27 protein-coding genes are annotated in these 26,040 nt (G+C 44.8%); 18 read left to right on the top strand and 9 right to left on the bottom strand.

Annotated elements, in window-relative coordinates:
• Nucleotides 1-320: 320 nt before the first annotated feature.
• The 4 genes from WG943_RS12635 (at nucleotide 321) to WG943_RS12620 (ending at nucleotide 3,999) form a co-directional block, all read left to right on the top strand.
• Entirely contained in the window at nucleotides 321-716 is a 396-nt protein-coding gene (locus WG943_RS12635; protein ID WP_340409483.1) for a hypothetical protein, read from the top strand.
• 73 nt (nucleotides 717-789) lie between these two features.
• Nucleotides 790-2,415: an alpha,alpha-trehalase TreF gene (treF, locus tag WG943_RS12630; protein WP_340409481.1), complete on the top strand. Its 1,626-nt coding sequence runs from the start codon at nucleotides 790-792 to the stop codon at nucleotides 2,413-2,415.
• A 77-nt stretch (nucleotides 2,416-2,492) separates the two neighbouring features.
• Nucleotides 2,493-2,726: a hypothetical protein gene (locus tag WG943_RS12625; protein WP_340409479.1), complete on the top strand. Its 234-nt coding sequence runs from the start codon at nucleotides 2,493-2,495 to the stop codon at nucleotides 2,724-2,726.
• A gap of 139 nt (nucleotides 2,727-2,865) precedes the next feature.
• On the top strand, nucleotides 2,866-3,999 hold the full coding sequence (locus WG943_RS12620) for a hypothetical protein (protein WP_340409477.1): 1,134 nt from the start codon (nucleotides 2,866-2,868) through the stop codon (nucleotides 3,997-3,999).
• Between the two features lie 78 nt (nucleotides 4,000-4,077).
• Here WG943_RS12620 and WG943_RS12615 read toward each other — a convergent pair whose 3' ends face one another.
• Nucleotides 4,078-5,472 carry a DUF5723 family protein gene (locus tag WG943_RS12615; protein WP_340409475.1) on the bottom strand — a complete coding sequence of 465 codons (1,395 nt, stop codon included), beginning with the start codon at nucleotides 5,470-5,472 and terminating at the stop codon, nucleotides 4,078-4,080.
• Nucleotides 5,473-5,742: 270 nt separating this feature from the next.
• On the opposite strand from WG943_RS12615, the gene meaB reads away from it, so the two are divergent.
• On the top strand, nucleotides 5,743-6,723 hold the full coding sequence (gene meaB, locus WG943_RS12610; RefSeq protein WP_340409473.1) for a methylmalonyl Co-A mutase-associated GTPase MeaB: 981 nt from the start codon (nucleotides 5,743-5,745) through the stop codon (nucleotides 6,721-6,723).
• 425 nt (nucleotides 6,724-7,148) lie between these two features.
• On the opposite strand, the gene folB is transcribed toward meaB, so the two are convergent.
• From folB to WG943_RS12595, 3 genes are read right to left on the bottom strand one after another with little or no spacing between them, the layout of a single operon-like run.
• Nucleotides 7,149-7,505, bottom strand: a complete 357-nt coding sequence (gene folB, locus WG943_RS12605) for a dihydroneopterin aldolase (protein WP_340409471.1) — start codon at nucleotides 7,503-7,505, stop codon at nucleotides 7,149-7,151.
• A 7-nt stretch (nucleotides 7,506-7,512) separates the two neighbouring features.
• Nucleotides 7,513-8,481 (bottom strand): DivIVA domain-containing protein, encoded by a 969-nt coding sequence (locus WG943_RS12600; protein ID WP_340409469.1) that lies wholly within the window; start codon nucleotides 8,479-8,481, stop codon nucleotides 7,513-7,515.
• On the bottom strand, nucleotides 8,441-9,403 hold the full coding sequence (locus tag WG943_RS12595) for a WD40 repeat domain-containing protein (RefSeq protein ID WP_340409467.1): 963 nt from the start codon (nucleotides 9,401-9,403) through the stop codon (nucleotides 8,441-8,443). The genes WG943_RS12600 and WG943_RS12595 overlap by 41 nt, the downstream gene beginning before the upstream one ends.
• A 104-nt stretch (nucleotides 9,404-9,507) precedes the next feature.
• Here WG943_RS12595 and WG943_RS12590 point away from each other — a divergent pair, with 104 nt between their 5' ends.
• Both WG943_RS12590 and WG943_RS12585 read left to right on the top strand, forming a co-directional pair.
• Nucleotides 9,508-10,146 carry a 4'-phosphopantetheinyl transferase superfamily protein gene (locus WG943_RS12590; RefSeq protein ID WP_340409465.1) on the top strand — a complete coding sequence of 213 codons (639 nt, stop codon included), beginning with the start codon at nucleotides 9,508-9,510 and terminating at the stop codon, nucleotides 10,144-10,146.
• Nucleotides 10,147-10,167: 21 nt separating this feature from the next.
• On the top strand, nucleotides 10,168-10,752 hold the full coding sequence (locus tag WG943_RS12585; RefSeq protein ID WP_340409463.1) for a thioredoxin family protein: 585 nt from the start codon (nucleotides 10,168-10,170) through the stop codon (nucleotides 10,750-10,752).
• A gap of 65 nt (nucleotides 10,753-10,817) precedes the next feature.
• Here the strand turns inward: WG943_RS12585 and WG943_RS12580 are convergent, their stop codons facing one another.
• The 4 genes from WG943_RS12580 to WG943_RS12565 all read right to left on the bottom strand — a co-directional run bounded on the left by WG943_RS12580 (nucleotide 10,818) and on the right by WG943_RS12565 (nucleotide 15,369).
• A complete protein-coding gene (locus WG943_RS12580) occupies nucleotides 10,818-11,666 on the bottom strand; it encodes a transglutaminase-like domain-containing protein (protein WP_340409461.1) in 849 nt (282 codons plus the stop codon).
• A gap of 106 nt (nucleotides 11,667-11,772) precedes the next feature.
• Complete coding sequence (locus tag WG943_RS12575; protein ID WP_340409459.1) at nucleotides 11,773-13,401, bottom strand: acyl-CoA carboxylase subunit beta; 1,629 nt, start codon at nucleotides 13,399-13,401, stop codon at nucleotides 11,773-11,775.
• A gap of 92 nt (nucleotides 13,402-13,493) precedes the next feature.
• Nucleotides 13,494-14,564, bottom strand: coding sequence for an MlaD family protein (locus tag WG943_RS12570; protein ID WP_340409457.1), 1,071 nt, complete (start codon nucleotides 14,562-14,564; stop codon nucleotides 13,494-13,496).
• A gap of 22 nt (nucleotides 14,565-14,586) precedes the next feature.
• Nucleotides 14,587-15,369, bottom strand: a complete 783-nt coding sequence (locus WG943_RS12565) for an N-acetylmuramoyl-L-alanine amidase family protein (RefSeq protein ID WP_340409455.1) — start codon at nucleotides 15,367-15,369, stop codon at nucleotides 14,587-14,589.
• An 85-nt stretch (nucleotides 15,370-15,454) separates the two neighbouring features.
• Between WG943_RS12565 and WG943_RS12560 the strand changes: the two genes are divergently transcribed.
• The 9 genes from WG943_RS12560 (at nucleotide 15,455) to WG943_RS12520 (ending at nucleotide 23,907) form a co-directional block, all read left to right on the top strand.
• Complete coding sequence (locus WG943_RS12560; protein WP_340409453.1) at nucleotides 15,455-18,124, top strand: putative LPS assembly protein LptD; 2,670 nt, start codon at nucleotides 15,455-15,457, stop codon at nucleotides 18,122-18,124.
• A gap of 76 nt (nucleotides 18,125-18,200) precedes the next feature.
• Nucleotides 18,201-19,019 carry a 3-methyl-2-oxobutanoate hydroxymethyltransferase gene (panB, locus tag WG943_RS12555; RefSeq protein ID WP_340409451.1) on the top strand — a complete coding sequence of 273 codons (819 nt, stop codon included), beginning with the start codon at nucleotides 18,201-18,203 and terminating at the stop codon, nucleotides 19,017-19,019.
• Between the two features lie 19 nt (nucleotides 19,020-19,038).
• Nucleotides 19,039-19,728: an RluA family pseudouridine synthase gene (locus WG943_RS12550; RefSeq protein WP_340409449.1), complete on the top strand. Its 690-nt coding sequence runs from the start codon at nucleotides 19,039-19,041 to the stop codon at nucleotides 19,726-19,728.
• 160 nt (nucleotides 19,729-19,888) lie between these two features.
• A complete protein-coding gene (locus WG943_RS12545; RefSeq protein WP_340409447.1) occupies nucleotides 19,889-20,659 on the top strand; it encodes an acyl-CoA desaturase in 771 nt (256 codons plus the stop codon).
• A gap of 199 nt (nucleotides 20,660-20,858) precedes the next feature.
• Complete coding sequence (locus WG943_RS12540; protein ID WP_340409445.1) at nucleotides 20,859-21,410, top strand: 30S ribosomal protein S16; 552 nt, start codon at nucleotides 20,859-20,861, stop codon at nucleotides 21,408-21,410.
• Nucleotides 21,411-21,422: 12 nt separating this feature from the next.
• Nucleotides 21,423-22,001: a ribosome maturation factor RimM gene (gene rimM, locus WG943_RS12535; protein WP_340409443.1), complete on the top strand. Its 579-nt coding sequence runs from the start codon at nucleotides 21,423-21,425 to the stop codon at nucleotides 21,999-22,001.
• A complete protein-coding gene (gene trmD, locus WG943_RS12530) occupies nucleotides 22,001-22,690 on the top strand; it encodes a tRNA (guanosine(37)-N1)-methyltransferase TrmD (RefSeq protein ID WP_340409441.1) in 690 nt (229 codons plus the stop codon). Before rimM ends, trmD begins: the two co-directional genes overlap by 1 nt.
• A gap of 160 nt (nucleotides 22,691-22,850) precedes the next feature.
• Nucleotides 22,851-23,204, top strand: a complete 354-nt coding sequence (gene rplS / locus WG943_RS12525; RefSeq protein ID WP_340409440.1) for a 50S ribosomal protein L19 — start codon at nucleotides 22,851-22,853, stop codon at nucleotides 23,202-23,204.
• Nucleotides 23,205-23,322: 118 nt separating this feature from the next.
• On the top strand, nucleotides 23,323-23,907 hold the full coding sequence (locus tag WG943_RS12520; protein WP_340409439.1) for an inorganic diphosphatase: 585 nt from the start codon (nucleotides 23,323-23,325) through the stop codon (nucleotides 23,905-23,907).
• A 105-nt stretch (nucleotides 23,908-24,012) separates the two neighbouring features.
• Here WG943_RS12520 and WG943_RS12515 read toward each other — a convergent pair whose 3' ends face one another.
• Entirely contained in the window at nucleotides 24,013-24,711 is a 699-nt protein-coding gene (locus tag WG943_RS12515) for a DNA repair ATPase (RefSeq protein ID WP_340409438.1), read from the bottom strand.
• A gap of 221 nt (nucleotides 24,712-24,932) precedes the next feature.
• Between WG943_RS12515 and WG943_RS12510 the strand changes: the two genes are divergently transcribed.
• Both WG943_RS12510 and folE read left to right on the top strand, forming a co-directional pair.
• Entirely contained in the window at nucleotides 24,933-25,340 is a 408-nt protein-coding gene (locus tag WG943_RS12510) for a 6-pyruvoyl trahydropterin synthase family protein (protein WP_340409437.1), read from the top strand.
• Nucleotides 25,303-25,995, top strand: a complete 693-nt coding sequence (gene folE / locus WG943_RS12505; RefSeq protein ID WP_340409435.1) for a GTP cyclohydrolase I FolE — start codon at nucleotides 25,303-25,305, stop codon at nucleotides 25,993-25,995. The genes WG943_RS12510 and folE overlap by 38 nt, the downstream gene beginning before the upstream one ends.
• Nucleotides 25,996-26,040: the final 45 nt, after the last annotated feature.

Here is a 26,040-nt window from a genome sequence, read left to right as displayed (position 1 = left end):
GAGCTAAAAGTTTAGAAGCTATAAGTATGAATCCGCAGTTGACTTGCCTCAGCTGCGGATTCATACTTTTAATACCGGCAGTAGCCGTTTATTAATTTAGCCACGATTACCCCATCTATAGCTTTATTCTTACCTTCACACTTAGAACAAAATAAAGCCATGGCATCAGCAACTTCTTTAGCGAGTGGGGCTTGCGGGTAATCAAGAGCGAAATATTATGGGTGGGGCTGCCAGCTATTGTTTGCATTTTGCTCTTCTCCTTCATCAAAAGGAAAAACAAAACCATTTAATCACTGTTTAGCCATCGTTATACTTAAGCCATGAAACTAAAACACATCCTTATACTTATATCAGTAGTTCTTATTGCCTGGTTTATTTACGATACCATTTCCATACCTGGTGTAGATGATCTGAAGGGCGATTTTAAAGAAGAAGCATTTTACCGCAACGAAAATAACACCGGCCCAATTATCAGAATCTATGCCGTTAGTGTAAACGACACGCTTTGGCAGGAAATGCAAGCCTACGGAGAACTGATGCCACACACAAAGTATGGCACCACCAAAATATATTACTTTCTGAATACTAAACCCTTACCCTCCGAAGTATACCCTGGCACTGAGAACTTTGAAGCACGATTTCAAGAATTTGCTGTAGCCAAGTATGAAAAAGATGCCATGGGGCAGGTTTCGTTTGTGCGGTATCCTTACCGTTAGTATACTTGTCGCTTTGCAGCTGGCTTGCGTAAGAAAAATCTAGTGCTTTATCTCACGCCAAACCACGCAAAGTATGAAGTATATTTTTAACATTCAGAGACTATACCTTCTGCTAGTTTTACCTTTCACCCTTACTACCCTGCAGCCTACCCAGGCGCAGAAGCTTTACCATCCTGCTCAAGATTTGGGAGAGCTGTTTGAGCAAGTGCAGTTGCAGCGCGTTTTCCCGGACTCTAAAACGTTTCCGGATTGTACACCTTTGGCCGCTCCAGATGTAATTTTGCAAGCTTACCAGCAGCAAAAACAACAGCCTGGGTTTAACCTGAAGGCTTTTATACTCGAGCACTTTGAGTTACCGCCACAACCTGCAACAGGTTTCACCACCGACTCCAGCCACTCTGTAACACAGCATATAGAACGGCTCTGGCCTATACTTACTCGTCAGCCTGGCGTCGATAAAGGTTCGCTTATACCTTTGCCGCACGCTTACATTGTGCCAGGTGGCAGGTTCCGGGAGATTTACTACTGGGACAGCTTCTTTACCATGCTTGGGCTGCAAGCCAGCAAGCATACAGATCTTATCCAAAGTATGGTAGATAACTTCACGCACCTGATCAATACCGTTGGACATATACCGAACGGCAACCGCACCTATTACCTTAGCCGCTCACAACCTCCGTTTTACGCACTTATGCTGCGGGTGCTGGCACAGCAAAAAGGCAGGGAGGTGCTGCAAAAATATGCTCCGGCTTTGCAAAAAGAGTATGACTTCTGGATGATGGGTGCCGAAACCTTATCCGTGGCAAATCCTGCTTACCGCCGCGTAGTACGCATGCCCGACGGTAGCATACTTAACCGCTATTGGGACGACAGCCCTGCTCCACGTCCTGAATCATACCTAGAAGATGTAGAACTAGCTAAGCACTCGAACAGATTACCCCAGGAAGTTTACCGCGACATAAGAGCCGCAGCAGAATCAGGCTGGGACTTTAGCACACGCTGGTTCGCCGATGGCCAAAACATCAGTACCATCCAAACTACCAACATCATTCCTGTAGACCTAAATGCCCTACTCTACCACATGGAGCTGATGCTGCAGGAGATGGCTGTTCTTGGGGGTAACCGCGATGAAGCACGAAAGTATGAGAAGCTGGCTAAAGCACGTCGTGATGCTGTTTTAAAGTATAACTGGAGCGAGAAAGATGGCTTCTTTTATGATTACAACATTAAAACACAAAGTATAACTAACATACCAAGCCTTGCAGCTGTGTACCCGCTATACTTTAACATGGTAAAGCGAAAACATGCCAAATCCGTTGCCGAAAAAATTCAAAACGACTTCCTGCGTCCGGGTGGTGTGGTTACTACTTTAAACAAAAGCGGCCAGCAGTGGGATGCACCTAATGGTTGGGCTCCGCTGCAATGGCTAACCATACAGGCACTGCAAAACTACGGCTACAAAGATTTGGCCGAGGATATTGCGCAAAGTTGGGCGCTGCTGAACAATGAAGTATACTTGGCTACCGGTAAGCTGATGGAAAAGTATAACGTGGAGAACATCACTTTGGAAGCTGGCGGTGGCGAGTACCCGAACCAAGATGGTTTTGGCTGGACCAACGGAGTTTTGCTGCGCCTGCTTTCGCAGTATCCCAACCTGTACAAGCAAACCGAAAAGGAGGCTACACTGCAGGAGAATTAAAAAAAACCTAACACTGTTAACTCGCATTTTCTGCAAATAAATGCTCCTGAAGCTCGTATTACTAAGAGTATAAAAATTTGACAGCTAAGAAAAAGAAAATAAATATCTTGGCGGCGGTACTTTTCTCATCTTCCCTGCTGCTTGCATCTTGTGGTAGCGAAGAATATGGCGAAAATACCGAAATGCCACCTGAGTCTACAGAAGATGCTCAAAAAACAGGTGTTGACATCTCTGGTGATCAACCTGGTACAGGTGCAGACTCATCACACATAAACGATGTACTGGCAGGAGACTCTACATTGCAGAACTAGTTATAGTAAATAAGTATAAAATAACAGAAGCAGGCAAAAACGGCCTGCTTCTGTTATTTTATACTTACCAGCCGCTACAGCTTTATACTTGGCACTGCATTTGTACTTTCTTGGCGTAACAGACGTTTATACTATTGCTATGATAAGATTTAGACATTTAGCATCAGCAGCTATATTTGCCCTAACAACACTTTCTGCAGCTGCGCAAGGCGAAAAAAACAACTGGTACTTTGGCAAAGGTGCCGGTGTCGTATTTGAGAATGGAACTCCTACAGCTACCTCAAGCCGTTTGTTTACAGAGGAGGGCAGCGCTTCGCTTTCAGATAAAGACGGCAACCTGTTGCTATACACCAACGGCATCACCGTATGGAACCGTGATCACAAAGTTATGCCAAACGGAAACGGCTTGATGGGTGGTAAATCTTCTACCCAATCGGCACTTATACTTCCTAAACCAGGCAACGAAGCTATCTATTATATTTTTACTACAGACATACAGGCGCAGAGCAACGGGCTACGCTACAGTGTGGTGGATATGAGCAAGGACAACGGCAACGGCGATATTGTTACCCGTAACAACTTCATGATTGCCCCTGCCACAGAAAAGTTAACGGCTGTGCGCCACAGCAATGGCCGCGATTGGTGGTTGCTCGCACACCGCTGGAACAGCAACGGTTACATGGCCTACTTGGTAGATACTAACGGAGTGGCCACAGAACCTGTAATGAGTATGGTAGGCATAGTGCATGGCGGCCCCAACCGGAAAGCTATCGGCTATTTAGTACCATCACCAGACGGTAACCGATTGGCAGCAGCGCTTTGGAACGACGACAGCAGTTTCGAGATACTAAAGTTTGATCGCAGCACAGGCAAAATATCAGATCCTATACATTTAAAGGGCTTTTCGCAGGCTTATGGTGTAGCCTTCTCGCCGGATGGCAGCAAACTTTACGGTACTACTAATAACGGCCAGATGAATAAGGCACAGATTGTACAGTTTGATTTAAGAGCCGGCAGTGCAGAGGCTATCGCCAAATCAGCTACGGTAGTGGCTACCTCTGGCAGCCCTAGTATAGGCGCGCTCCAGTTGGGGCCTGATGGTAAGATTTATGTTGCCAGAAAAGACAACTATTACCTAGGAGTGATCAATAACCCAAATGCAAAAGGTAAGACCAGCGACTACATAGATAATGGCTTTCATTTGGGCAAGCAGAAAAGTGATCTCGGTTTGCCTAACTTCCCACATGGCTTAGCGAAGCAAAGTATAAACTAAGTATAAAGCAGCAGCGCCAGCCTTAACAAAGGCTGGCGCTGCTGCTTTATACTTAGCAATAGCTTAAATTAAAGTTAGTTACAATACTTTTGGCTTACCAATCTTAAATTTAAGGAATCCCATGGCAAAAGAACCGCCTGGGTTGTTTTCGGTAAATGGTGCAGTAACATCTCGGGTACTTACACCAAACTCATACACAGGTGTTACAATTGCAAAGCCAAGCGGCAGGTTAAATTTATCGCCTGCACCAGTAGTTACACCCGTACTTAAACGGAAAAATGAAAGCGGCTTCACATCAAGCCCAAGTCCGATAAAATCTTCTGAAATGTTGCCCGGAGCATTATTTAGCGCACGCACATAATCTACGCCCACCTCAACTCTTTCGCCTAATTTTACCCCAACACCAGCTCTTAGTCGCGTAGGCAGGTCCGTTGATAACTCACTTACTGGGCTAAACACTAGAGCACTGTCGATTATCGTTTTTGCCATATCTGCAGCATCCTCAAAATCATACTCTTCTGAGCCATCTACTTCTGGCAGCTTAAAGCCTTTGTCCTGAGCCTGCAGCAGGTTCTCTGTCCAGGTCATTTTACCAATGTCTGTTACAGATAAACCTACCTTCACTATCTTCACTATCTCTGCTGATAAACCTACATCAAACCCATGCCCACGTCCAACAGGGCTTAAAAGCTTATCTGCATCATTGTAAGTAAATTTAGGATCGTTTAGATAGTCACCGTAGTCTATATCCAACACAGGCGAGGCAGCACTATAGGCTTTTACCTCACCAGCTTTGGAGCTAAACTCGTACAGCGCCATACCTTGTATATAACGATATCCGGCACCACCGTAGATATTAAGTGCTGGCAAGTCTATGATCTTACGGCCATAGGCAATGTTCCACTCGTTTACCCACGACGCCTTTATCTCGGTGCCTTCGAATAACTGTGACACAAACACTGTTTGCCCCGGGCTAAACTGCTTATACAGCTCCGCCTCCTGCCCCAGAAACATCAACTCAGAGAAATTTTTGTTAAATGCTACATGGCTTAAGGCGCGCTGGCGGTTGCTAATAGCAAGGCCACCAAACTTTGGCAGGTTAATGGAAATAGCAAATGTGTTTAGGTCTGCGCCAGCGTTTAATACGTTATCGCTGGTAAACGCTTTTGCCAGATCGCGGCGTGCTGCAAGGGTGAGCTCGTTATTCTCGGCTGCCTCAATAAAGCGGTTCAAAGTGGTTCTGTTCATTGCCTGTGTACTGGCTCCCACTCCACCCTCAGCAATAGTAAACGATACAATAGATGTGCTACGGCCTAAATTGCCAGGGTTAACCCCAATTGCCTGGTAGTCGTGAACGAAAGTGTTCATTACGCCTCCACGGCCAGTTACCGAGAAGCTGTTAAGTTCTGTTTGCGCCAGTGCACCTGCCTGTATACCTGCAAAGGCAGCAGCCAGCATCAACAATTTTTTCATAAAAGTTGGTAGATGTATTAAATATATTTTCTGATTAGGTCTTACTGACGGGGCCTCAGAGGTGTTAATGGTAAACTATTTAAACTTCAACATTTTATGAAGCCGTCAATTTGAATGCAATTTCTAGCTTTTAGATTTCATTTCCATATATATCCACAAAAATATTTGATCTTTTATATAGCGAAACTTATATTATTGATGTTTCTTTAAATGAATCTGTTGATAAACCTTAAATTTGTAGTAGTTCCTCAACCTTAAAACTTACAGACTTTGGCTAAACGATTCAGCGCTGATACATATGTACAAGGCATACTTGCCGGTGATCGCGTCCTGCTGAGTCGTGCAATTACACTTATAGAGAGCAGGCTATCGTCTGACCAAGAGTTGGCGCAGCAGGTTATTGATGCTGTATTACCGCATGCTGGTACTTCTGTGCGAATAGGCATTACGGGTGTGCCAGGCGTAGGCAAGAGTACTTTTATTGAAGCATTTGGCACCTATCTAATTAAAGAGCAAGGGAAAAAGTTAGCCGTATTAGCCATAGACCCCACCAGCCAGCGTTCCGGCGGAAGTATACTCGGTGATAAAACCCGCATGGAAGAACTCTCCATGAACCCGCAGGCATATATACGTCCTTCACCGGCTGGCAAATCGCTGGGTGGCGTGGCTAAGAACACTCGTGAAACCATTATACTTTGCGAGGCTGCCGGATTTGACACTATTTTTGTGGAGACCGTAGGTGTGGGCCAGTCAGAAACGGCCGTGCATGCCATGGTTGATTTCTTTTTGCTACTGATGCTGGCCGGTGCCGGGGATGAACTGCAAGGTATAAAACGAGGCATTATGGAAATGGCCGATGCCATTGCCATAACCAAAGCCGACGGCTCCAACACAGGCAAAGCTACTTCTGCCAAAGTCGAGTATCAGAATGCCCTGCACCTTTACCCTATTGGTGCCTCAGGTTGGGTACCGCGCGTTAGTACCTGCTCTGCCTTACAAAATACAGGCCTTAACACTATCTGGCAAACCATCGCTGATTACTTAAAACTTACCCAAAGCAACGGTTTCTTCGATAAAAAGCGCCGTGACCAAAACCTGCAGTGGATGTATGAAGCTATCCGCCAGGGCTTAGAGGATAACTTTTATGGTCATCAGCAGGTAAAGGAGCAATTACAAAGTACAGCTGAGGAAGTGAAGAATGGGCAAAAGTCTGCCTTTGCTGCTGCTGCTGAGTTATTGAGGTTGGTCTAGGTTTTCTGTAGTACCGGGTCCAACCATCCCTTATACCTCCTTATAAAGGGCGGGGCATTTTACCTACTGTTTCAGCTGCTTTTGTTTTATAGCAGCTTATCTTTTTGTCATCCTGTGAAGGATCTTGGTAAAGGGAGGTTAAACGGAAGCTCTGAAAAGAGATGTACACACTTCCACCTTATTCAGAAATTCCCCTCTTGAGAGGGACAAGGGTATGTTTTACACGTGCTGGTATCGTGCTTTAGACAACATTTCAGTTTTATAGCATCGGCCATTCCCCGGACAGGTCACGACCTGTCCCTACAAATATTCGCTGGTACTCGCTTGCAGCGGGGCTAAGGGTGGTTGGACCACAGTATTATAAAACAAAAACAGCTGGCTCATCTCCTGAACCAGCTGCTTCTACATATTTCTTAAAGTATTAATTACCTTGCTTCCTCTAGGCTAACCTTGGCCCATTTACAAATGCCGCCAAGCGGTGGGTTAAATTTATACACGTTAACTTTAACTGACTGCACAAACGGGAAACGTTCGTATACTTTGTCGATGATGCGGTGACCGAGGTGCTCCAGCAGGCGGGCCGGAATTTTCATCTCCTCCAGCACCAACTTATACAGTACTTCATAGTTTACCGTTTCATCTAGGTTATCAGATTCGGCGGCGCGGCGCAGGTCCGTGTTAATAATCAGGTCGATGCCATACTTATTACCAATACGCTGCTCCTCGTCGTAAAACCCGTGGAAGGCAAAGAACTCCATGCCCTCCAGTGCAATCTGCCCCATCCTTAACTTAACCTATCTCGTCGAAGAAAGAACCGCCGCCTTGCTTTACAGCAGCACCGTTAGTTGCATAGGCATTGCGTGATGGCTCAGTCAAAGGAGGTTGTATTTCTGGTTTGTCGGGCGTTACAGGTTTAATTTCAGGTACCGGTTGCTCAATATCCGGTGCTGGTACACGACCCGGGTAATCAGGCTCTACTGGTTCTACTTCAGGAGAAGGTATATTAGGAACTGGAGTAACCGGCGTTGGCACCTCGTTTGGTTGCGTTACATCTGGAGCAGGGTCGCCAAAAGGTTCGTAGCCATTACCATTTCTTACAGCTACAGGCGCGTTGGCAGCCGTAGACTCCGGCAGTACATATGTTTCTTTCACAGTATTCATTTCTTTCAGGTTTTTTAATAGCTCGGTGTTGTCAACACGAACACCAGCCGCTCTTGAAAGAATACTGTTAGTATCGCTCTTAGGTTTGGATTTAGTACGCTCTGCCTTCTCCAATGCCTCATTGGCAAGGTTCTTCAGGTCACGCACCATGGTATCCAGATGGCTTTCCATGCGCATATAGTCCTGCTCCAAGGCTTTTACTTCCTGCTGCATCTCAGCCACCAGTTTCTCTGATTCTCTTTTGGCCTGCTCTAGCAGCTGGCGCGCCTCGTTGCGGGCCTGGTTCAGCAGTTCATTAGCTTTTAACTCTGCCTCACGTGCTTTAAGTTCTGCAGATTTAGTAGCCTGCTCCAGAATACTGTTACCAGTATCTTCGGCAGTTTTCAGTGTTTTGTATAGCGACGACTCCACCTCACGCAGTTTCTGGGTTTCGCGGTGCGACGCGTCCAGTTTCATGCGCAGATCCTTATTCTCATCCAGCAGTTTTTCCCACTGCTGCGAAAGGGTTAGCAAAAACGCGTTTACTTCATCCTTATCTAGTCCTCTAAATGCCTTCTCAAACGTTTTTTGCCTGATCTCTAATGGTGTAATCTTCATAATTCAAACCTAAATTTATATCCCAAACCGAAATGGTGCGGTCATCGCTACACGAAACTAACTGATTCTTGTGAGCCGACCAAAATAATTTATTAACCGATGTACCGTGGCTCGCATTCCGAACTTTGTCTATCACTTTCAGCAACTTAAAAGTCTCGGCATCCCATATCTTGATAGACTTATCCATGCTACAGGTAGCAAAATAGCGGCCATCTGGGCTAAAGGCAATATGGTTAATGGCATACATATGCGCAATCAGGTAGCCGCGTTCTTTGTACTGATTTTCAGCCTCCCAAACACGCAGATGTGCATCGCGGCTGCCCGTAAGTAATAACTTTCCATCAGAAGTATAAGCCACTGTAAAAACAGAGTTTGCATGAGACTTTAACTCATACTTTACCGCCATACTTGTAGCATCAAAAACACGAACAACATTATCGCTATAGCCAACAGCTAATTCGCCAGTAAACTTGTTGTAAGACAGGCAACGGGCACTTTGGTCAGATTTACGGATGATGGTTTCAAGTTCAAAAGTATGGCTGTTAAGCACACAAACTGCCCCATTGCCCAAGGCTACATAAACTTTTTCTAAAGAATAAGCTATATCAAAAATGGCAACTTTAGGCAGTGGCACAGACTTTAGTATCTGCTTGTTTGCCAGGTCTATTACCTGCACACCTACGTGGTTCTGGCCTATCAGCAGCAGGTTGCGCTCCGGCACATAGCGCAGGGCGTAAACAGAACTGGTCATTTTAGCCATCAACTCACCGTTTTCAGGATCGTTCAGGTTCCAGGCTACTACCATACCATCGCCTGCACCCGAGAAGAAAATACTATCCTCTCCGCTTCGCTCTAAAGTATAAATGCAGTCGCGGTGGCCGGTTAAGCTGGCTATTTTTTGTACTTGTATTTTGCTGGCCATTGCCAATTATTTCTGAGTCTTAAATTTTAGCTAAATTTACAACAATATAGCCTAACAAAGCGTGCCCATACTTATAAAACCTGCCGCTTGCCAGTTTATTGCCTATGCCACTCTTACAAATACAGCAACCAAATCCGCACACCTTACTAGGCATCTGGCAAACCGAAGAGCCGCTAGAGGAGTTGCTTACCCTTTTACCACCCCATGTAGACTGTACCCAAATAGCACAGGTGCACGACAAACGCAAAAAGGAATGGCTAGCAAGTCGAGTGTTAGCTTATACTTTACTGAAGCAATTTACCTCCGCTCCTGCCTTTCTTAAGAAAGATGAAAACGGCAAGCCATACTTTGAAGACCAACAACTTTGCATTTCTATTTCCCATTCGCCTTGTTTTGCAGCTGTTATTATCTCTAGTAAGTATGAGGTTGGCATAGATATTGAACTACTATCGCAAAAGGCGCTACGGGTGGCTAATAAGTTTTTAAATGAAGCAGAAAAAGAGTTTACGGCAACTGACGAGAACAGAACCTGCCTTTATTGGAGCGCCAAAGAAACATTATATAAATTGTACAGCCGTAAACAGTTGATTTTTAAAGACAACCTGATTTTATCTCCTGGCAGTGATCAAAATGTGCTGGAAGGGCAGGTAATAACCGCTGAAATAAGTAAATTGTACCATATTAAATACGAGTTTCTGCAAAACCACGTACTAACTTACTGCATCAACGATACACAAACTTAAATTAAACAAATACCTAAAGTCATGAAATACTTTGCCGCATTTGCCGCCGCCGTCATGTTAAATGTATTTGCCTTTGCACAGAGCGGAGGTTACCAGTTAGGTGATAAGGTTGCGAACTTTACATTGCAGGGTGCCAATAATCAAACTGTATCACTGAGTGATTTTGCAAGTGCCAAAACGGTAGTGCTGGTATTTACCAACAACCAATGCCCTTACGCAAAATTATATGAGAATCGTTTGGTTACTCTTGCCAGTACCTATTCCAACAGAGGCGTACAATTTATTTTTGTAAATCCAGGTGCAGGTGAGGGAACTGAAACATTGGAGGCAATGGGTGCCAAAAACTATAGCTTTCCATACCTGGCTGATAACGACCAGAAGATCAGCAACCAGTTTGGAGCTACCAAAACTCCGGAGGTTTTTGTGCTACACAACACCGGTAATAGTTTTGTACTTAAATATAAAGGCGCAATTGATGATAACCCTCAGGTTGAGACTGGAGTTAAGAACCACTACCTGCGTGGTGTGATTGATGATGTACTTTCGAACAGGCCCGTTGCTGCCGGAGACAAGCGTGCTACAGGCTGTTTAATCAAGAAATACTAATTAAAACATAAAAAAAGGCGGGCCAACTATTAAGTTGGCCCGCCTTTTTTTATGTTAGAGCATTTTTAAACCGGAGGTTCCTCGTCGGTTATAGCAGCAAGTAGCTTTGTCACTTCTGTTGCTTTTTCGGGGTCTTTCATCTTCTCAAAAGAGAAAGCCAGGTTACGCAGGGCACGCCTTACAATATCTAAATTGCTGCACGGTTCATAAAAGATATCGATCGGATTCAGGTTTAGCTGCAAGATATAATTGTCGATATCTGCTTTAGAAAGTATGAGGCCCTTGTTGTACACGTTAATGTAAAACTGCACCCCGTCCAGCTTATAAGTAAGTATAAACAGGTTAGGCAGGTTTACGCCATATACTGGCATTTCCAGGCGCTGAGCCAGCGTCATGTAGATCACGCAAAGCGTAAGCGGGTTTCCACGCTTTGTTTCCAGCACCAGGTGCAGCATAGAATTGGCCGGAGAATGAAAGTTCTTGGTGTTCGCCGTGAAACGTTTCTCTCTGAACAGCACATTATTCAGCGCCTTAACCTGATCGTAAGGGTGCATCTCCTCTTTCATGTGCGTCCAGGTATCGAAGTACAGCTGGTCTATGGTTTTGGTGATATTGGCATACTCTACATCCGGATATAAGTATGAATTTACCAAATACATCCCCTCCAGCAGATCTGTCCCACCTCGTTCCTTCCAGTCTTTCATTCGGGCCATAAGGCCGTCAAACTGCAGGTTGTGGATTAAGTCTTCGATCTTTTTCTGAAGATCAGAGTTCAGAGTTTCCTCCCACTCCTCCTCCAGATAAGGGATTATTCCTTCGCCTAACGCAACTATCTGCCTCTCCACATGCGACGCTACCTCGTAGTCATTATCATCCAACAGCGAGATAAGCGCCTTTATTTCGTTCTTCGTCACTATACAATATCAATTAGAAACTCAAAATTAGAAATTAGAAAGAGGTTTACCCACATACTTTCTCTAGTATACTCCAATTTCTAATTCATGATTTTTAATTCTTTATTTATGTTTGGATAACCCCTACGTTATACGGCTTCTCGATTGGCGCGTGGTTAGCGGCCTCTATACCCATAGAAATTACTTTGCGCGTCTCCATCGGATCGATGATGCCATCTACCCATAAACGTGCGGCTGCATAATACGGCGAAAGTTCTTCGTTATACTTTGCTGTAATACGCTCCAGCAGCTCCTGCTCTGCCTCTGGTGTAATTTCTTCTCCTTTTGCCTTTAGTGCCGATACCTGAATCTGAAGCAACGTTTTGGCAGCCGAAGCACCGCTCATTACTGCCAGTTGTGCCGTAGGCCAGGCATAAATCAGGCGTGGGTCGTACGCTTTTCCGCACATGGCGTAGTTGCCTGCGCCGTAGCTGTTACCGATAAGTATGGTAAATTTAGGCACTACCGAGTTGGCCATAGCATTCACCATTTTGGCACCATCTTTAATAATACCGCCATGCTCAGCTTTGCTGCCTACCATAAAGCCGGATACGTCCTGTAAAAACACCAACGGGATCTTCTTCTGGTTGCAGTTCATGATAAAGCGCGCGGCTTTGTCGGCAGAGTCGGAATAGATTACACCACCCATCTGCATCTCACCTTTCTTGCTTTTCACGATCTTGCGTTGGTTGGCTACTATACCTACAGCCCAACCGTCTATACGGGCAAGGCCGCAGATAAGGGTCTGGCCATAGTGATCTTTATAAGCCTCAAACTCAGAATTATCAACCAAACGAAGTATGATATCCATCATGTCGTAAGGCTTAGCTCTGTCGGCTGGCATTAAACCGTAGATTTCTTTTTCTTCCAACTTTGGTACGGCAGGCTCTGTACGACTGAAACCAGCCTTATTGTAGTCACCCATTTTATCAAAGATATTACGGATGTGGTCCAGCGCTTCTTTATCGTCTTTACATTTATAATCGGTAACGCCGGAAATTTCTGAGTGAGTGGTAGCCCCACCAAGGGTTTCGTTGTCTATACTTTCGCCTATGGCTGCTTTAACTAAGTATGAGCCAGCCAGGAAAATCGAACCTGTGCCTTCCACAATTAAAGCCTCATCGCTCATGATTGGCAGGTAAGCACCGCCAGCCACGCAGCTGCCCATGATCGCAGCAATCTGTACAATCCCCATTGAGCTCATCACGGCATTGTTGCGGAACATGCGTCCAAAGTGCTCTTTATCCGGGAAAATCTCATCTTGCATCGGCAGGAACACACCGGCGCTATCTACCAAGTATACAATGGGCAAGCGGTTCTCGATGGCAACTTCCTGAGCACGCAGGTTCTTCTTGGCTGTGATTGGGAACCATGCACCCGCTTTTACAGTGGCATCATTGGCAACCACTACACACTGGCGGCCTTTGATGTAACCTATACCCGTAACAACGCCTCCGCTTGGGCAGCCACCTACTTCCTGGTACATGCCCTCGCCTGCAAAAGCGCCAATCTCTAAAAACTCTAATCCTTCATCTAACAAGTAGTCTACACGCTCCCGGGCTGTCATTTTGCCTTTGTCGTGTTCTTTCTGGATGCGCTTTTCACCGCCACCAAGGTGTACCTTTTTTAATTTGCTCTTTAGCTGAAAAATAAGTTGTTTTAGTGCGTCTTCGTTTTTGTTAAATTCAATATCCATGTAGGGCTAGTTTGTAGTATGGGGATTTAGTATCAAAGAAAAATCCGCCCAAAGAAGCGGATTTCACAAATATACAATTTTACATATAAGGCTTAATTAGATTTTGAGCCGGCAGGGTTATTCCCTTTTACTGGCACAGGCACATATACAGTATCCGGCACAGTACGAAACTCTTCTGGGTTTTGGTCCTGCAACTCTTTTACCTCTTCTAAAGTGATGACACGGCCTGTGGCATCTATTTTATACTTGTCTTTGCGGCCAAATACCGAGAAATTTACATAGCGCTTCGGATAAGCCTGTATATCGCGCAGCAGCAGGTTTAACGCTTCTGTAGAGCGGTTCATATTTTCATACAGCTGCTCATCGTTCATCAGCTTTCCAATAGAACCCTGGTCGGAGTTTAGTTTGTTAACCGCAGACTGTAAATCTACTACCGCTAAATTAGCATTTGAAATCAGTTTGTTAAATTCAGCCTGCTTTAGCGTATCGGTTATTTCAGTCATGTTACGGGCCAGCTGATTTATGTGCCGCTCTGTCTGACGAAGTGATGAGGTAAGGGCATTGACGTTTGCAGTAATCGCATTGATATTACTTTGATTGGCACGCAGCAAGTCGTTTAGCGCAGCTGTGGTTTCGCTGGTGTTGGCAAGTATAGTTTGGATATTTTCTTTTGCCTCGCTGTTCAGTAGCCTGTTTACACGTGCAAGCGTTGTATCTACTTTGTCTATAACAGGTACTGTTTTAGATGATATTATATCTGTAATAGAGCTTTCTTTGTAAGGGATCAGCGTTTCGCCGCCTTCATACTTTTTAGAATTGTTGCCTAGGTACAGTGTAATAGCCTTACTACCCAAAAGGTCTGAGTTACCGAGTGCTGCAATGGTAGAGTCGCCGATCTGCAGTTCTTTCATCACCTCCAGTTCTACCTGTATTTTATTCTGTTTATCGAACAAGAGTTTCATGTCACGCACGTTTCCCACCGGAATACCGTTCAGTATAACTGGATTAGAGGGAGTCAGTCCGTCAACATTATCGTAGATTACGTAAAACCTGCGGGTATCGGAAAACAGGTCGGATCCTTTCAGAAACATGAACCCGAAATACAGGATTACAAGCGCCACTATACCAAGCAGCGCAACTTTTACTTCTTTGGATATCTTCACGTAGGGGTGTTGCTAAATAGCGTTAGTTCATTGCCTCCAGTTCCTGCTTATACTCTTTGAAGGCACGATATATTCCTGATGCCATATACGTTTGGCCGGTTTTATCGTTAAGAAATTTTTCTTCGGTGGGATTAGTAAGGAAACCGCATTCAATCAAAACGCTTGGCATATATGATTTCCAGAGCACCAGGAAGCCTGCCTGCTTCACGCCACGGCTATGTCGGCCCACTCTGTGTTTAAATTCCTTTTCGATTTTATCTGCAAATCGTATGCTGTTATCCATGTGGGCACTTTGATGCAGGGCAAAAAGGATATGACTCTGCGGCGACTTAGGATCAAAGCCTCCGTAATTCTCTTTATAATTGTCCTCCTGCAAGATTACAGCATTCTCACGTTTAGCCACCTCCAGGTTACCATTGGAAGTATGAAGCCCCATCGTATAGGTTTCGGTGCCATAAGCAGCACTTGGGCCTGCATTCAAGTGGATAGAGATGAATAGGTCCGCGTTATTCTTGTTGGCAATGCCGGCACGGTCTATCAGCTCAACAAAAGTATCTGTTTTACGTGTATAGACTACCCTTACATCTGGTAAGTTCTTCTCTATCAGGTTGCCCACTTGCATTGCTAACTGCAAAGCAACATCTGCCTCATGAGAAAATTTGCCATTACAGCCAACATCTTTACCTCCGTGCCCGGCATCAATCACCACCGTGCGTACTTTATAAGCCTTCTTGAATTCTAGGGTGCTGGATGAGCAAAGCAAGAAAACGATAGCCAGAAATGAAACAGTAACAATATTTCTCACAACGTTCGTTAGTTAAAAGCTAAAACAATAACTTTGTACAAAATAAATAAAACTTTAGGGAAGTCTGAAGAAGTTGCGACACATTTTGATTTTTTTACTGCTGCTGCAGTTTGCCATACTTACTCCCTCGCTGGTAATTGGTCAGCGTGTGCCACAAAGTCGTACACCTCAACCACCTCCACAGCAGCAGGATACTGTTCCTCCCACCGGGCAAGACTCGCTTAGGCTTTCGGCACCAAAAGGCGACATCGAGACCACTATCAAATATTCTGCCAGAGACTCCATTATGTTTGAGGTAGACCGCAAGGTGGTAAACCTTTACGGCGATGCCAAAATCAACTACGGAGAACTGACGCTGGAGGCTGCTTACATTCAGATAGATTACGAATCAAACTCCCTGCTTGCCACTCCCCTGCCCGACTCTACCGGAAAGGAAACAGGCGTACCAGTTTTTAAAGATTCGGGAGGAACTTATGCTGCCAAGCGTATTGCCTACAACTACAAAACCAAAAAAGGACGCATATCTGAAGTTGTAACGCAGCAAGGTGAAGGATACATACATGCAGAGGTAGTAAAAAAGAATGAGAACGATGAGTTCTTTGGCTACCATGCGCAGTATACTACTTGTAATTTAGAGCACCCGCACTTTTTTATAGGTGCTTCAAAAATGAAAGGCATCCCAAACGATAAAGTGATGACAGGGCCTTTTAACCTGGTTGTGGCAGACATTCCTACGCCGCTAGGCTTCTTGTTTGGTTTGTTCCCGATGCCTAAGAAAACACGTGCTTCAGGCGTAATTGTACCTAGCTTTGGTGAGTCGCGGGCCCAGGGCTTTTACCTGAGCAATGGCGGCTACTACTTCTCCTGGAACGACTACATCGGCACAAGATTAACTGGCGACATATACTCTTTGGGAGGTTATAATGTTACTATGGATAATACTTACCGCAACAGATATTCTTACAGCGGTAACCTTAGCTTGTCGTACCGATACTTTAAAAATGACGAGGCAGATATTGAGCGTTCACGTTCTACCAACGATCTGTTAAACGCTTTACCTCCTACACAGCGCACTATCTGGATAAACTGGTCTCACTCGCCGGTACAGAAGCCAGGCCGTGGTCGTTTTTCGGCAAGCGTGAATGCAGGTAGCACAGGTCACCAACGTATAAACTACAACAGTACATCGCAGTACCTGTCACCTACATTTAACTCGAACATTACGTACCAGAAAACAATACAGAATACTCCATTTAGTTATACTGCCAAACTATCCCAGGGCCAGACAAGCGGAGGTATTTACAACTTTGTGCTTCCAGACCTGAACTTCTCGATGACACCGATTAGCTTTTATGAGGTGTTCACAAACGACCAGCCTACAGGTAAGTGGTATGAGCAATTCACGATTGGCTATAACGTAAATGCACAAAACAGGCTGACCAATGTTAGACCTGCAACAAGCGATTCTTTTCAGGGCATACCTGTTACTGAAGGCAACACCAGAGCAGATACTATTAGCCTGAGCGATTTTAACCAACTTTGGAAAAATGGCCGCCGTTCTGCAGACCATAACTTCCAACTAAACTTGGGTAGCTATAAAGTAGCGCGGTATTTTAACTTCTCGCCATCGGTTAGCTACCGAGAAAGCTGGACCGACCAAAGATTTAGCTTCCGCTACAACCCAGATTCTGGAAAGGTAGATGTTGACACCACAAACTTTGGACGCATTTACGATTACAGTGCCAACGCCTCTCTTAGCACTACCATTTATGGTACAGCATACATAGGTGGTAAACGCGTGGAAGCTATCCGCCACCTGATCCGCCCGAACATTGGTTACAGCTGGCGCCCGGACTTTGGCAGAGAAAATTTCGGATTCTATCAGCGTGTACAGACAACTGCTTCTCCTACACCAGGGCGCGACATGTTTACCTTGCTGCCACGCGTTGCTAATGCACCAGGTACCGGTTTGCAAAGCAGGCTAACATTTAATGTGTCTAACAATATTGAGGCAAAGGTGAAGACGCGGAATGACACAACCTCCACAGCTAACCAGTTTGAGAAGGTAAGTATACTTGATAACCTGGGCATATCTACCTCTTACAATTTTGCAGCCGACTCATTAAAACTGGCACCTATAAGTCTGGTAGCTAATACTAGGCTGTTCAAGATTTTTAATATAACCTTTAACTCTACTTTTGAGCCGTACAAGCGCGACTCTTTAGGCAGACAGGTAGATGATTATGTTTTTGATCTCTCAAAATTAAAGCTGGCAACCTTAACCAATGCTAACTTCTCGTTAAGTGCAAGCCTTAATCCTGAGGCAAGAGGAGCCCGAACATCAGGCGCTTCCAATAACCTGCCAATTCTGGATGAAGCAAACCGGGACCCGCTGCTGCCGGACTACGTAGATTTTAAAATTCCGTGGACCTTAAGCTTTGACTATACTATTGGTTACTTTAGACGCAACGGCATTGATACAGGCAATAGCATTACCCAGACATTAGGCATGAATGGTTCTCTTAACCTGACCGATAAATGGAAAATAACCTACTTTGCTAGCTACGACTTTGTAAATAACAATATAGCCAATGCAAACCTTCAGATTTACCGCGACCTGCACTGCTGGGAAATGAGCATCGGCTGGATACCGTTTGGCTTCGCACAAGGTTATAACATTACCATTAATGCGAAGTCTGCGCTGCTGCAAGACCTGCGGCTTACAAGAAACAGATCAGCACGAAATAGATTTTAACAAAAACAGCCACACCAAAATGTGGCTGTTTTTGTTTTAGATTTTATAGCTTTACATCTTAACTACTGCAATTACTATGTCTGTTCATAAAAGCGACGTTAAAAAAGTAACCACGCACCAGCTGCAGAACATGAAAGAGCGCGGCGAGAAAATCTCCATGCTTACGGCTTATGATTACTCCATGGCCACTATTCTGGATGCAGCCGGTATAGATGTATTATTGGTAGGCGATTCGGCCTCTAATGTGATGGCGGGTCATGAAACTACCTTACCTATCACGTTAGACCAAATGATATACCATGCTTCTTCAGTTGTTAGAGGCGTGAACCGCGCATTTGTAGTTGTAGATCTTCCGTTTGGTTCTTACCAGGGCAATTCCTCAGAAGCGCTTCGCTCCACAATCCGCATCATGAAAGAATCTGGCGCACATGGTATAAAGCTAGAGGGCGGTGCAGAGATAAAAGAGTCTATCATTCGTATACTTAGCGCAGGTGTACCAGTTATGGGGCATCTGGGACTTACACCACAATCAATTTACAAGTTTGGCACTTACACGGTACGCGCCAAAGAAGAAGCCGAGGCACAAAAGCTAATAGATGATGCACTACTGCTACAGGAACTAGGTTGCTTTTCTATTGTGCTGGAGAAAATCCCTTCAGAATTGGCAAAACGTGTAGCCGAGCAACTGCACATTCCGATTATTGGTATCGGAGCCGGTCCGCATGTAGACGGACAGGTGCTGGTGGTACACGACATGCTGGGCATTAACAAAGAGTTTAAGCCTCGTTTCCTGCGCCGCTACGCCGATTTGCACGCAATTATGACAGACGCTGTGCAGAACTACGTGAAAGATGTTAAGAACAAGGATTTCCCGAGCGAGAAAGAAGCCTACTAAAATTTAAGCGTTAGAAAGTTTGGGAGTTAAAGAATTAGACGTTCTTTTTGAGGATAACCATGTACTGGTGGTAAATAAACCGGCTGGCTTGCTGGTGCACGGCGATGAAACCGGTGACATTACCTTAGCAGACCTGGCGAAAGAGTATATCAAAAAGAAGTATAACAAGCCTGGCAATGTATTTATAGGTGTGGTACACCGCCTTGATAGACCAGTAAGCGGCGTGGTGCTGATGGCAAAGACCTCTAAGGCCCTTACCAGGCTTAATGAACTTTTCCGGAGCAAGAAAACCCAGAAAACATATTGGGCTGTAGTACAGAACAAACCACAACAGGAACAGGGCACGCTGATACACTGGCTAGTAAAGGATAGTTCTAAAAACGTAACCAAAGCTTTTGCAAGAGAGAATAATAGTGGCCTGCGCTCTGAACTGCATTATAAGTTACTAAGTGCCAGCAATGGGAAATACCTGCTGGAGGTAAACCCGATAACCGGCCGGCCGCACCAGATACGCGTACAGCTAGCCTCCATGAAGTGCGTTATACTTGGCGATTTAAAGTATGGCGCAGCACAACCGCTACCTGACAAAAGTATAGCTTTGCATGCCCGCCAGCTACAATTCGAGCACCCTACCCTTAAAACGCCAGTAACAGTAAATGCACCGCCTCCCGATGCTCCTGTTTGGCAACCGTTCAGAAGTTTAATTTAACGCTTCAGTTGCTGTCGAAAAGGTGATTTTTGTCACTTTCTGAACTTTTATATACCCCTAGCTATTTTACTTTAATTCATGCTTATGTAGTTTTGCAGATAAGCCGGTGCAATCCTATATTTTACCGCTAACATAATCTAAACACCTATACATCATTTAAATGGCAATTCTTATTTTCTTTGTAGTGCATTGGTACCTGTCGCTGTTTGTACAGACGTTTTACCTGCACCGCTATGCCGCCCACAAAATGTTCACGATGAACCCTTTCTGGGAAAAAGCATTTTATCTTTTAACATACATTGCGCAAGGCTCATCTTTCCTGTCGCCACGCGCCTATGCTGTGCTGCACCGTATGCACCACGCTTTCTCAGACACAGAGCGTGATCCACATTCTCCGCATTTCTCCAACAATGCATTTACCATGATGTGGAAGACAAAAAAGATTTACAATAATGTATTAAATCGTCGTGTAGAGCCGGAGCAGCGCTTTGAAGGCAATTATCCTGTATGGCCACTACTAGAGAGAATCGGTGATTCATACTTTTCAAGAATTGGGTGGGGTGTACTTTATGTGTTGTTCTACATTGAGTTTGCAACACAGTGGTGGATGTTCCTGCTGCTACCAATCCACTTCCTGATGGGCCCGGTACATGGTGCCATTGTAAACTGGAGCGGCCATAAGTATGGTTATCAGAACTTCGACAACAACGACAAATCCAGAAACTCACTTTTCTTCGACTTCCTGACAGGCGGTGAGTTATTTCAGAACAACCACCACAAACTGCCTAACCGCGTCAACTTTGGTGTTAAGTGGTGGGAAGTAGATCCAACTTGGCCTGTAATCTGGACGCTGGATAAGTTGAGCATCATTAAGCTGAAGCCGGTAAAGGTGAAAGCTGCCAAAGCCCCAAGAGCGAAAGCCAACGCTTAAGTATAAAAGAGCCCTCCCGGAACGGAGGGCTTTATTTTTATATGTCAGTAGATATATTCTTGATATACAAGAACGCATTCCCCCTCAGTATCATATACTTTTCATTCTTAAAAACTTTGTAGATAACCAAATAAAATCCGTACCTTTGCGGTTCTAAAAACTGGCGGACGGGATTCGCCGACTTAACTACTTATAAACAATGGCAGTAAAAATCAGACTGGCCCGCAGAGGCCGCAAGAAAGCCGCTATCTACGATATCGTAGTAGCTGATGCTCGTTCACCACGTGATGGTAAATTCATCGAGAAACTGGGCACTTATAATCCTAACACAAACCCTGCTTCTATCGACTTCGATCAGGAGAAAGCGTTTACTTGGGTTATGAACGGCGCTCAGCCAACTGATACAGTTAAGGCAATGCTTTCTTACACAGGTATCCTTTACAGAAGACACCTACAAATTGGTGTTATTAAAGGTGCTATCTCTCAGGAAACTGCTGACTCTCGTTTTGAGGAGTGGAAGAAAGAGAAAGAAGCTAAGATCGAAAGCAAGCGTCAGGGTCTTATCTCTGATAAAGCGGCTCAGAGAAAAGCAGCTCTTGAGGCAGAGACTAAAGTTAAAGAAGCTCGTGCAGAGGCTATCCGTCAGCGTGAGGCTGATAAAGTTGCTGCTAACGCTCCAGCTGAAGAGGCTACAGAAGAAGCTCCTGAGGCAGCTGCTGAAGGTGGCGAGTCTACTGAAGAGCAAGCATAAATTATCTTTGCCATGAATATTGATGCCTGCTTTCTGTTAGGATACATCGTCAAGACCCATGGCACCAAGGGTCAGGTTGTAGCGTTTTTCGACGTAGACTACCCTGAAGATTATGAAGATCTGGAATCAGTTTTCCTTGAGCAAAAAGGAAGACTGATTCCTTTTTTTATTGACTCTATGGAGCCAATAAAAAACAGCCGTTTCATCATCAGGTTTGAAGATATCAACACGATGGAACAGGCAGAGGCGCTGCGTGGTACATCTATATACCTGCCGCTAAACGAACTGCCGGAGCTGGATGAAGACCAGTTTTATTTCCATGAAGTAATCGGATATCAGGTGGTAGACGAGAACCATGGCAAGCTAGGCACTGTAAAAGAGTTTTATGACCTTCCGCAGCAGCAGCTGATGGCAATGGACTACATGGACCAGGAGATGCTCATACCTGTTATGGGTGAAATCCTGCTACGTGCAGACCATGAAGCCAAAGAACTGCACATTAATCTGCCGGAAGGACTACTGGAAGTATATACTGAACCAGCCAATCCCGAAGATGCCGACGATCAGGACGACGCGGAGGAGGAAAAATAATGCGTTTCGATATTATCAGCTGCCAGCCTGACCTGCTGGAAAGCCCCTTTAGCCATTCTATACTTAAGCGAGCCCAAAACAAAGGCTTAGTGGAGGTGCATGTGCATGATCTGCGCAAGTATGCCATTAACAAACACGGCCAGATAGATGACTATGCTTTTGGTGGCGGCGCAGGCATGGTAATGATGATCGAACCCATTGACAAAATTATTACTGAGCTGCAGGCTGAACGTACCTACGATGCCATTATTTATATGACACCGGACGGAGAAACACTGAACCAGCCAATGGCAAACAAATTCTCGCTGCTGCAGAACGTGATCATACTTTGCGGCCATTACAAAGGCGTAGATGAGCGCGTAAGGCAACGGTTTGTTACGCACGAGGTAAGTATAGGTGATTATGTACTTTCGGGTGGCGAACTGGGTGCAGCGGTATTGGCAGATGCCATTATTCGCATTATACCGGGTGTACTGAACGATGAATCATCGGCACTGACAGATTCTTTTCAGGATGGACTGCTGGCACCGCCGGTATACACACGCCCTGCAGAGTACAAAGGCATGAAGGTGCCGGATATCCTAATGTCGGGAGATGCACCCAAGATAGAACAATGGCGTTTTGAGCAGGCTATAGAGCGTACAAAACAGCGCAGACCAGACTTGCTCGATGACGATTTTATTGGCTGATAACCAGCCCCATCTATACTTTTACACTGCCTCTCTACATGTTTTGAAGTAAAGGCAGCAAAAAACTATATTTTTTTTCTGCAAATGTTCTTATGTAATAAATAATTACATATCTTTGCAGTCCGAATTTTGAAGAAGATACTTTAAGAAAATAGCCATCATGAGCGAGTTAATTAAATTTATTGAGCAGGAATCTACTGACAAGCGCGCCTCTTTCCCATCTTTCCAGGCGGGTGATACTATCAATATCCACGTAAGAATCCGCGAGGGTAACAAAGAGCGTATCCAGCAGTTCCAAGGCGTTGTGATCCAGCGCAAAAATGTAAACACTAACGGCGAAACATTTACTGTTAGAAAAGTATCTAACCAAATCGGCCTTGAGCGTATTTTCCCTCTTCTTTCTCCAGCTATCGAGAAAATCGAGCTAGTAAGAAAAGGTAAAGTAAGAAGAGCAAGACTATTCTACTTAAGAGGTCTTTCTGGAAAAGCAGCTCGTATCAAAGAAAGAAGATAAGAATACCTGTTTTCATAAATTTTCCGTAGTTTTAGTAAGGAGGAGCTGTTTACGCAGCTCCTCTTTTTATTTATACTACTCCTGGTACTTTTGCAGGAGTAGGCAATCTGCTCAGAACATGAAACCTATACTTTACACTCTGCTACTTTGCAGTGCTATACTTCTTACAAGCTGTAAAACCGATTATGCCAACCTACCCACCTACTCAGGAAGCAGACAACTGCAGGCAGTGATTGAAGTACCAGCTGGCAACAACCTCCAACTAAAGTATGACCGTAAGGCACAGGAATTTGTAAAAGCTAAAAACGCCGGTAAAGACAGAGTAACAGAATTTTTGCCTTACCCGGGGAATTACGGTTTTATACCGTCAACAGAGGTTGGGAAAGAGGGAGATGGCTTGCCTATACTTGTAATGGCTGAACGTGTAGAGCCGGGCACAGTAATGGAAGTGGTGCCGCTTGGTATACTTCAGCTAGAAACAGACGGGGAGCTACAGCCCATCGTTATAGCAGTACCGGCACGCCCCAGCGAACGGACAGTGGATGCTACAACATTAACTGCTTTTGCGACAAAGTACCCTGCCGCACAAACAATTTTAAAAGAGTGGTTTGTAAATCAGAATAAAACTGCCAAAACGAAATTCGTAGCCTGGCGTGATGAGCATTTTGCAGATAAAGAAATACAGCGCTGGATGAAGCTTTAGAAGTAAGCCCCAGAAAAAGTATATACAACAGCCTGTACAAAAAATTATGCCGGCTGGCAAATGCAACACACATTTACAAGCCGGCATAAGTATAAACCGAATAGCTTATTTTATTTGCTGCAGCTTTACTCGTACAGTTTCAACAGCTTTCTCCATATCCTGTACACGCTGGCGGCTCACCTCCTGCTGTGTCTGGTTGTTAATTACGTCCTGCTCCAGTTGCTTAAGATCATTGGCGTTGCGCACCAGCTCCGCCTCTAACTCCTGCTTGCGTTTTTTGTTTTTATCGATGTTCAGCTGAATGTCGTTGGCTTGCTTCACAACACGGTCCTGCTCCTGCTTTGTGGCACGTAAAACTTCTTCAGCCTCGTTAATCTGGCGCAGTACATCTTCGCGGTATACTTTTCGGGCAAAGCCACGCATAAAGTTCTCTGCAGCAGCATACTCCTGCGGAGTTGCGTTTTTATCTACGTAGGCTACTCCCATGTCAAGGCTCCACCATACAAAGCTACCATTGGCACCGCTCCCTACAGTAGATAGAACACGCATAGGCTTACTATTAATGGTATCAATAACAGCACTCTCTATAGTATAAACACCTTTGCTATATTTTACTTTACCGGCCTTACTACCCAAGTGGTCTTTCCAGTACTTCTCAACAAACTTTGGATCTAGCTGCACTGTTAATTGCTGCCCACGGCGCAACACCCCATTTACTGTTTGCTCGCTCTCCTCTACCTTAACCTGTTGCGCCTGGCAAATACCAGCCACCATTAATAGCATTACAAGTAAAATTGTTCTCATTCTCATGCCTGACTTTAATAAAATTTATGTTTTGTACTAGATGTGAACTACTAAATTAAGTAATCAGACTGATATACAGGATGTAGCAAGGGATTAATTTAGCGAAAATTTGGTTTGGGAATAGAAATACCTACATTAACTTTGCAAACTTATAGCTTAACCAAAGTATAAGGGCCGCAGAACAGGCAAAACATAAGTTGTACCAGGTTGTTAGTGAAACTATGAAAGTAACCGTTTGCCGAAAAGAACATTTTAATGCTGCTCACAGGTTGTATAATCCGGCCTGGAGCAATGAGCAGAACGACGCCTTTTTCGGGAAGTGCAACAACCCCAACTACCACGGGCACAATTACGAACTTATTGTAAAACTTACGGGTGAGGTAGATCCGGACACTGGGTATGTTTACGACATGAAAAAGCTGAGCGACCTGGTGCAGCAGGAAGTCATAGTTAAGTTCGATCACAAAAACCTGAACCTGGACACAGAAGAGTTTGCACAGTTAAATCCTACTGCCGAAAACATTGCCATAGTAATATGGAACAAACTGCGTCCCAAAATAGATGCCGGTTATCAGCTGGCTGTAGTACTTTATGAAACAGAACGAAACTTTGTTGAATACAATGGATAATCAGGATTGGAATCGCGATGATGAAATGGATGACCACATCCTGAGTTCATTGGAAACACCCTTACGCTCCGATGCTTTTGCTCTATCCGACAGCGAGAAAATCGCTATCATAGAAAAGCACTTTGCCGAAATAATGCATACGCTTGGCCTCGACCTGACAGACGACAGCCTGAAAGGCACACCGCACCGCGTAGCGAAAATGTATGTGAAAGAGATCTTTCATGGGCTGCACCCTGACAACAAGCCTGCCATTCGCCGCTTCGAGAACAAGTATAAGTATAACCACATGCTGGTAGAGCGGGATATTACCGTATACTCCTCATGCGAGCATCACTTTGTTCCGATCATTGGTAAGGCGCATGTTGCCTACGTACCTAATGAGCACGTAATCGGTTTATCAAAACTTAACCGTGTTGTGCAGTATTTTGCGCGCCGACCACAAGTACAGGAGCGTTTGACCATGCAGATAGCAAATGAGCTGAAGCAGGCACTTAAAACTGAAAACGTGGCCGTTGTTATTGAGGCAGATCACTTATGTGTAATGAGCCGTGGCGTAAACGATGTTACCAGCAGCACCATAACTGCAGAGTACTCCGGCGTATTCCAGGAAGATCACTTCCGTAATGAGTTTCTTGCTCACATTCAAAAGAAATAAGCTCTCTGAGTATTTCTTATTAGCTTAATACCGCTATTTACTAAG

The sequence above is a fragment of the Pontibacter sp. H249 genome, assembly GCF_037892465.1.
Lineage (GTDB): Bacteria > Bacteroidota > Bacteroidia > Cytophagales > Hymenobacteraceae > Pontibacter.
This window is presented reverse-complemented; position numbering and strand designations above follow the sequence as displayed.

What these genes read in the sequence shown, in the direction of transcription:
- WG943_RS12635 (WP_340409483.1), top strand. Translation starts at nt 321, where the DNA reads ATGAAACTAAAACACATCCTTATACTTATATCAGTAGTTCTTATTGCC.
- treF (WP_340409481.1), top strand. Translation starts at nt 790, where the DNA reads ATGAAGTATATTTTTAACATTCAGAGACTATACCTTCTGCTAGTTTTA.
- WG943_RS12620 (WP_340409477.1), top strand. Translation starts at nt 2,866, where the DNA reads ATGATAAGATTTAGACATTTAGCATCAGCAGCTATATTTGCCCTAACA.
- WG943_RS12615 (WP_340409475.1), bottom strand. Translation starts at nt 5,472, where the DNA reads ATGAAAAAATTGTTGATGCTGGCTGCTGCCTTTGCAGGTATACAGGCA.
- folB (WP_340409471.1), bottom strand. Translation starts at nt 7,505, where the DNA reads ATGGGGCAGATTGCACTGGAGGGCATGGAGTTCTTTGCCTTCCACGGG.
- WG943_RS12600 (WP_340409469.1), bottom strand. Translation starts at nt 8,481, where the DNA reads ATGAAGATTACACCATTAGAGATCAGGCAAAAAACGTTTGAGAAGGCA.
- WG943_RS12595 (WP_340409467.1), bottom strand. Translation starts at nt 9,403, where the DNA reads ATGGCCAGCAAAATACAAGTACAAAAAATAGCCAGCTTAACCGGCCAC.
- WG943_RS12590 (WP_340409465.1), top strand. Translation starts at nt 9,508, where the DNA reads ATGCCACTCTTACAAATACAGCAACCAAATCCGCACACCTTACTAGGC.
- WG943_RS12585 (WP_340409463.1), top strand. Translation starts at nt 10,168, where the DNA reads ATGAAATACTTTGCCGCATTTGCCGCCGCCGTCATGTTAAATGTATTT.
- WG943_RS12575 (WP_340409459.1), bottom strand. Translation starts at nt 13,401, where the DNA reads ATGGATATTGAATTTAACAAAAACGAAGACGCACTAAAACAACTTATT.
- panB (WP_340409451.1), top strand. Translation starts at nt 18,201, where the DNA reads ATGTCTGTTCATAAAAGCGACGTTAAAAAAGTAACCACGCACCAGCTG.
- WG943_RS12545 (WP_340409447.1), top strand. Translation starts at nt 19,889, where the DNA reads ATGGCAATTCTTATTTTCTTTGTAGTGCATTGGTACCTGTCGCTGTTT.
- WG943_RS12540 (WP_340409445.1), top strand. Translation starts at nt 20,859, where the DNA reads ATGGCAGTAAAAATCAGACTGGCCCGCAGAGGCCGCAAGAAAGCCGCT.
- rimM (WP_340409443.1), top strand. Translation starts at nt 21,423, where the DNA reads ATGAATATTGATGCCTGCTTTCTGTTAGGATACATCGTCAAGACCCAT.
- trmD (WP_340409441.1), top strand. Translation starts at nt 22,001, where the DNA reads ATGCGTTTCGATATTATCAGCTGCCAGCCTGACCTGCTGGAAAGCCCC.
- rplS (WP_340409440.1), top strand. Translation starts at nt 22,851, where the DNA reads ATGAGCGAGTTAATTAAATTTATTGAGCAGGAATCTACTGACAAGCGC.
- WG943_RS12520 (WP_340409439.1), top strand. Translation starts at nt 23,323, where the DNA reads ATGAAACCTATACTTTACACTCTGCTACTTTGCAGTGCTATACTTCTT.
- WG943_RS12515 (WP_340409438.1), bottom strand. Translation starts at nt 24,711, where the DNA reads ATGAGAACAATTTTACTTGTAATGCTATTAATGGTGGCTGGTATTTGC.
- WG943_RS12510 (WP_340409437.1), top strand. Translation starts at nt 24,933, where the DNA reads ATGAAAGTAACCGTTTGCCGAAAAGAACATTTTAATGCTGCTCACAGG.
- folE (WP_340409435.1), top strand. Translation starts at nt 25,303, where the DNA reads ATGAAACAGAACGAAACTTTGTTGAATACAATGGATAATCAGGATTGG.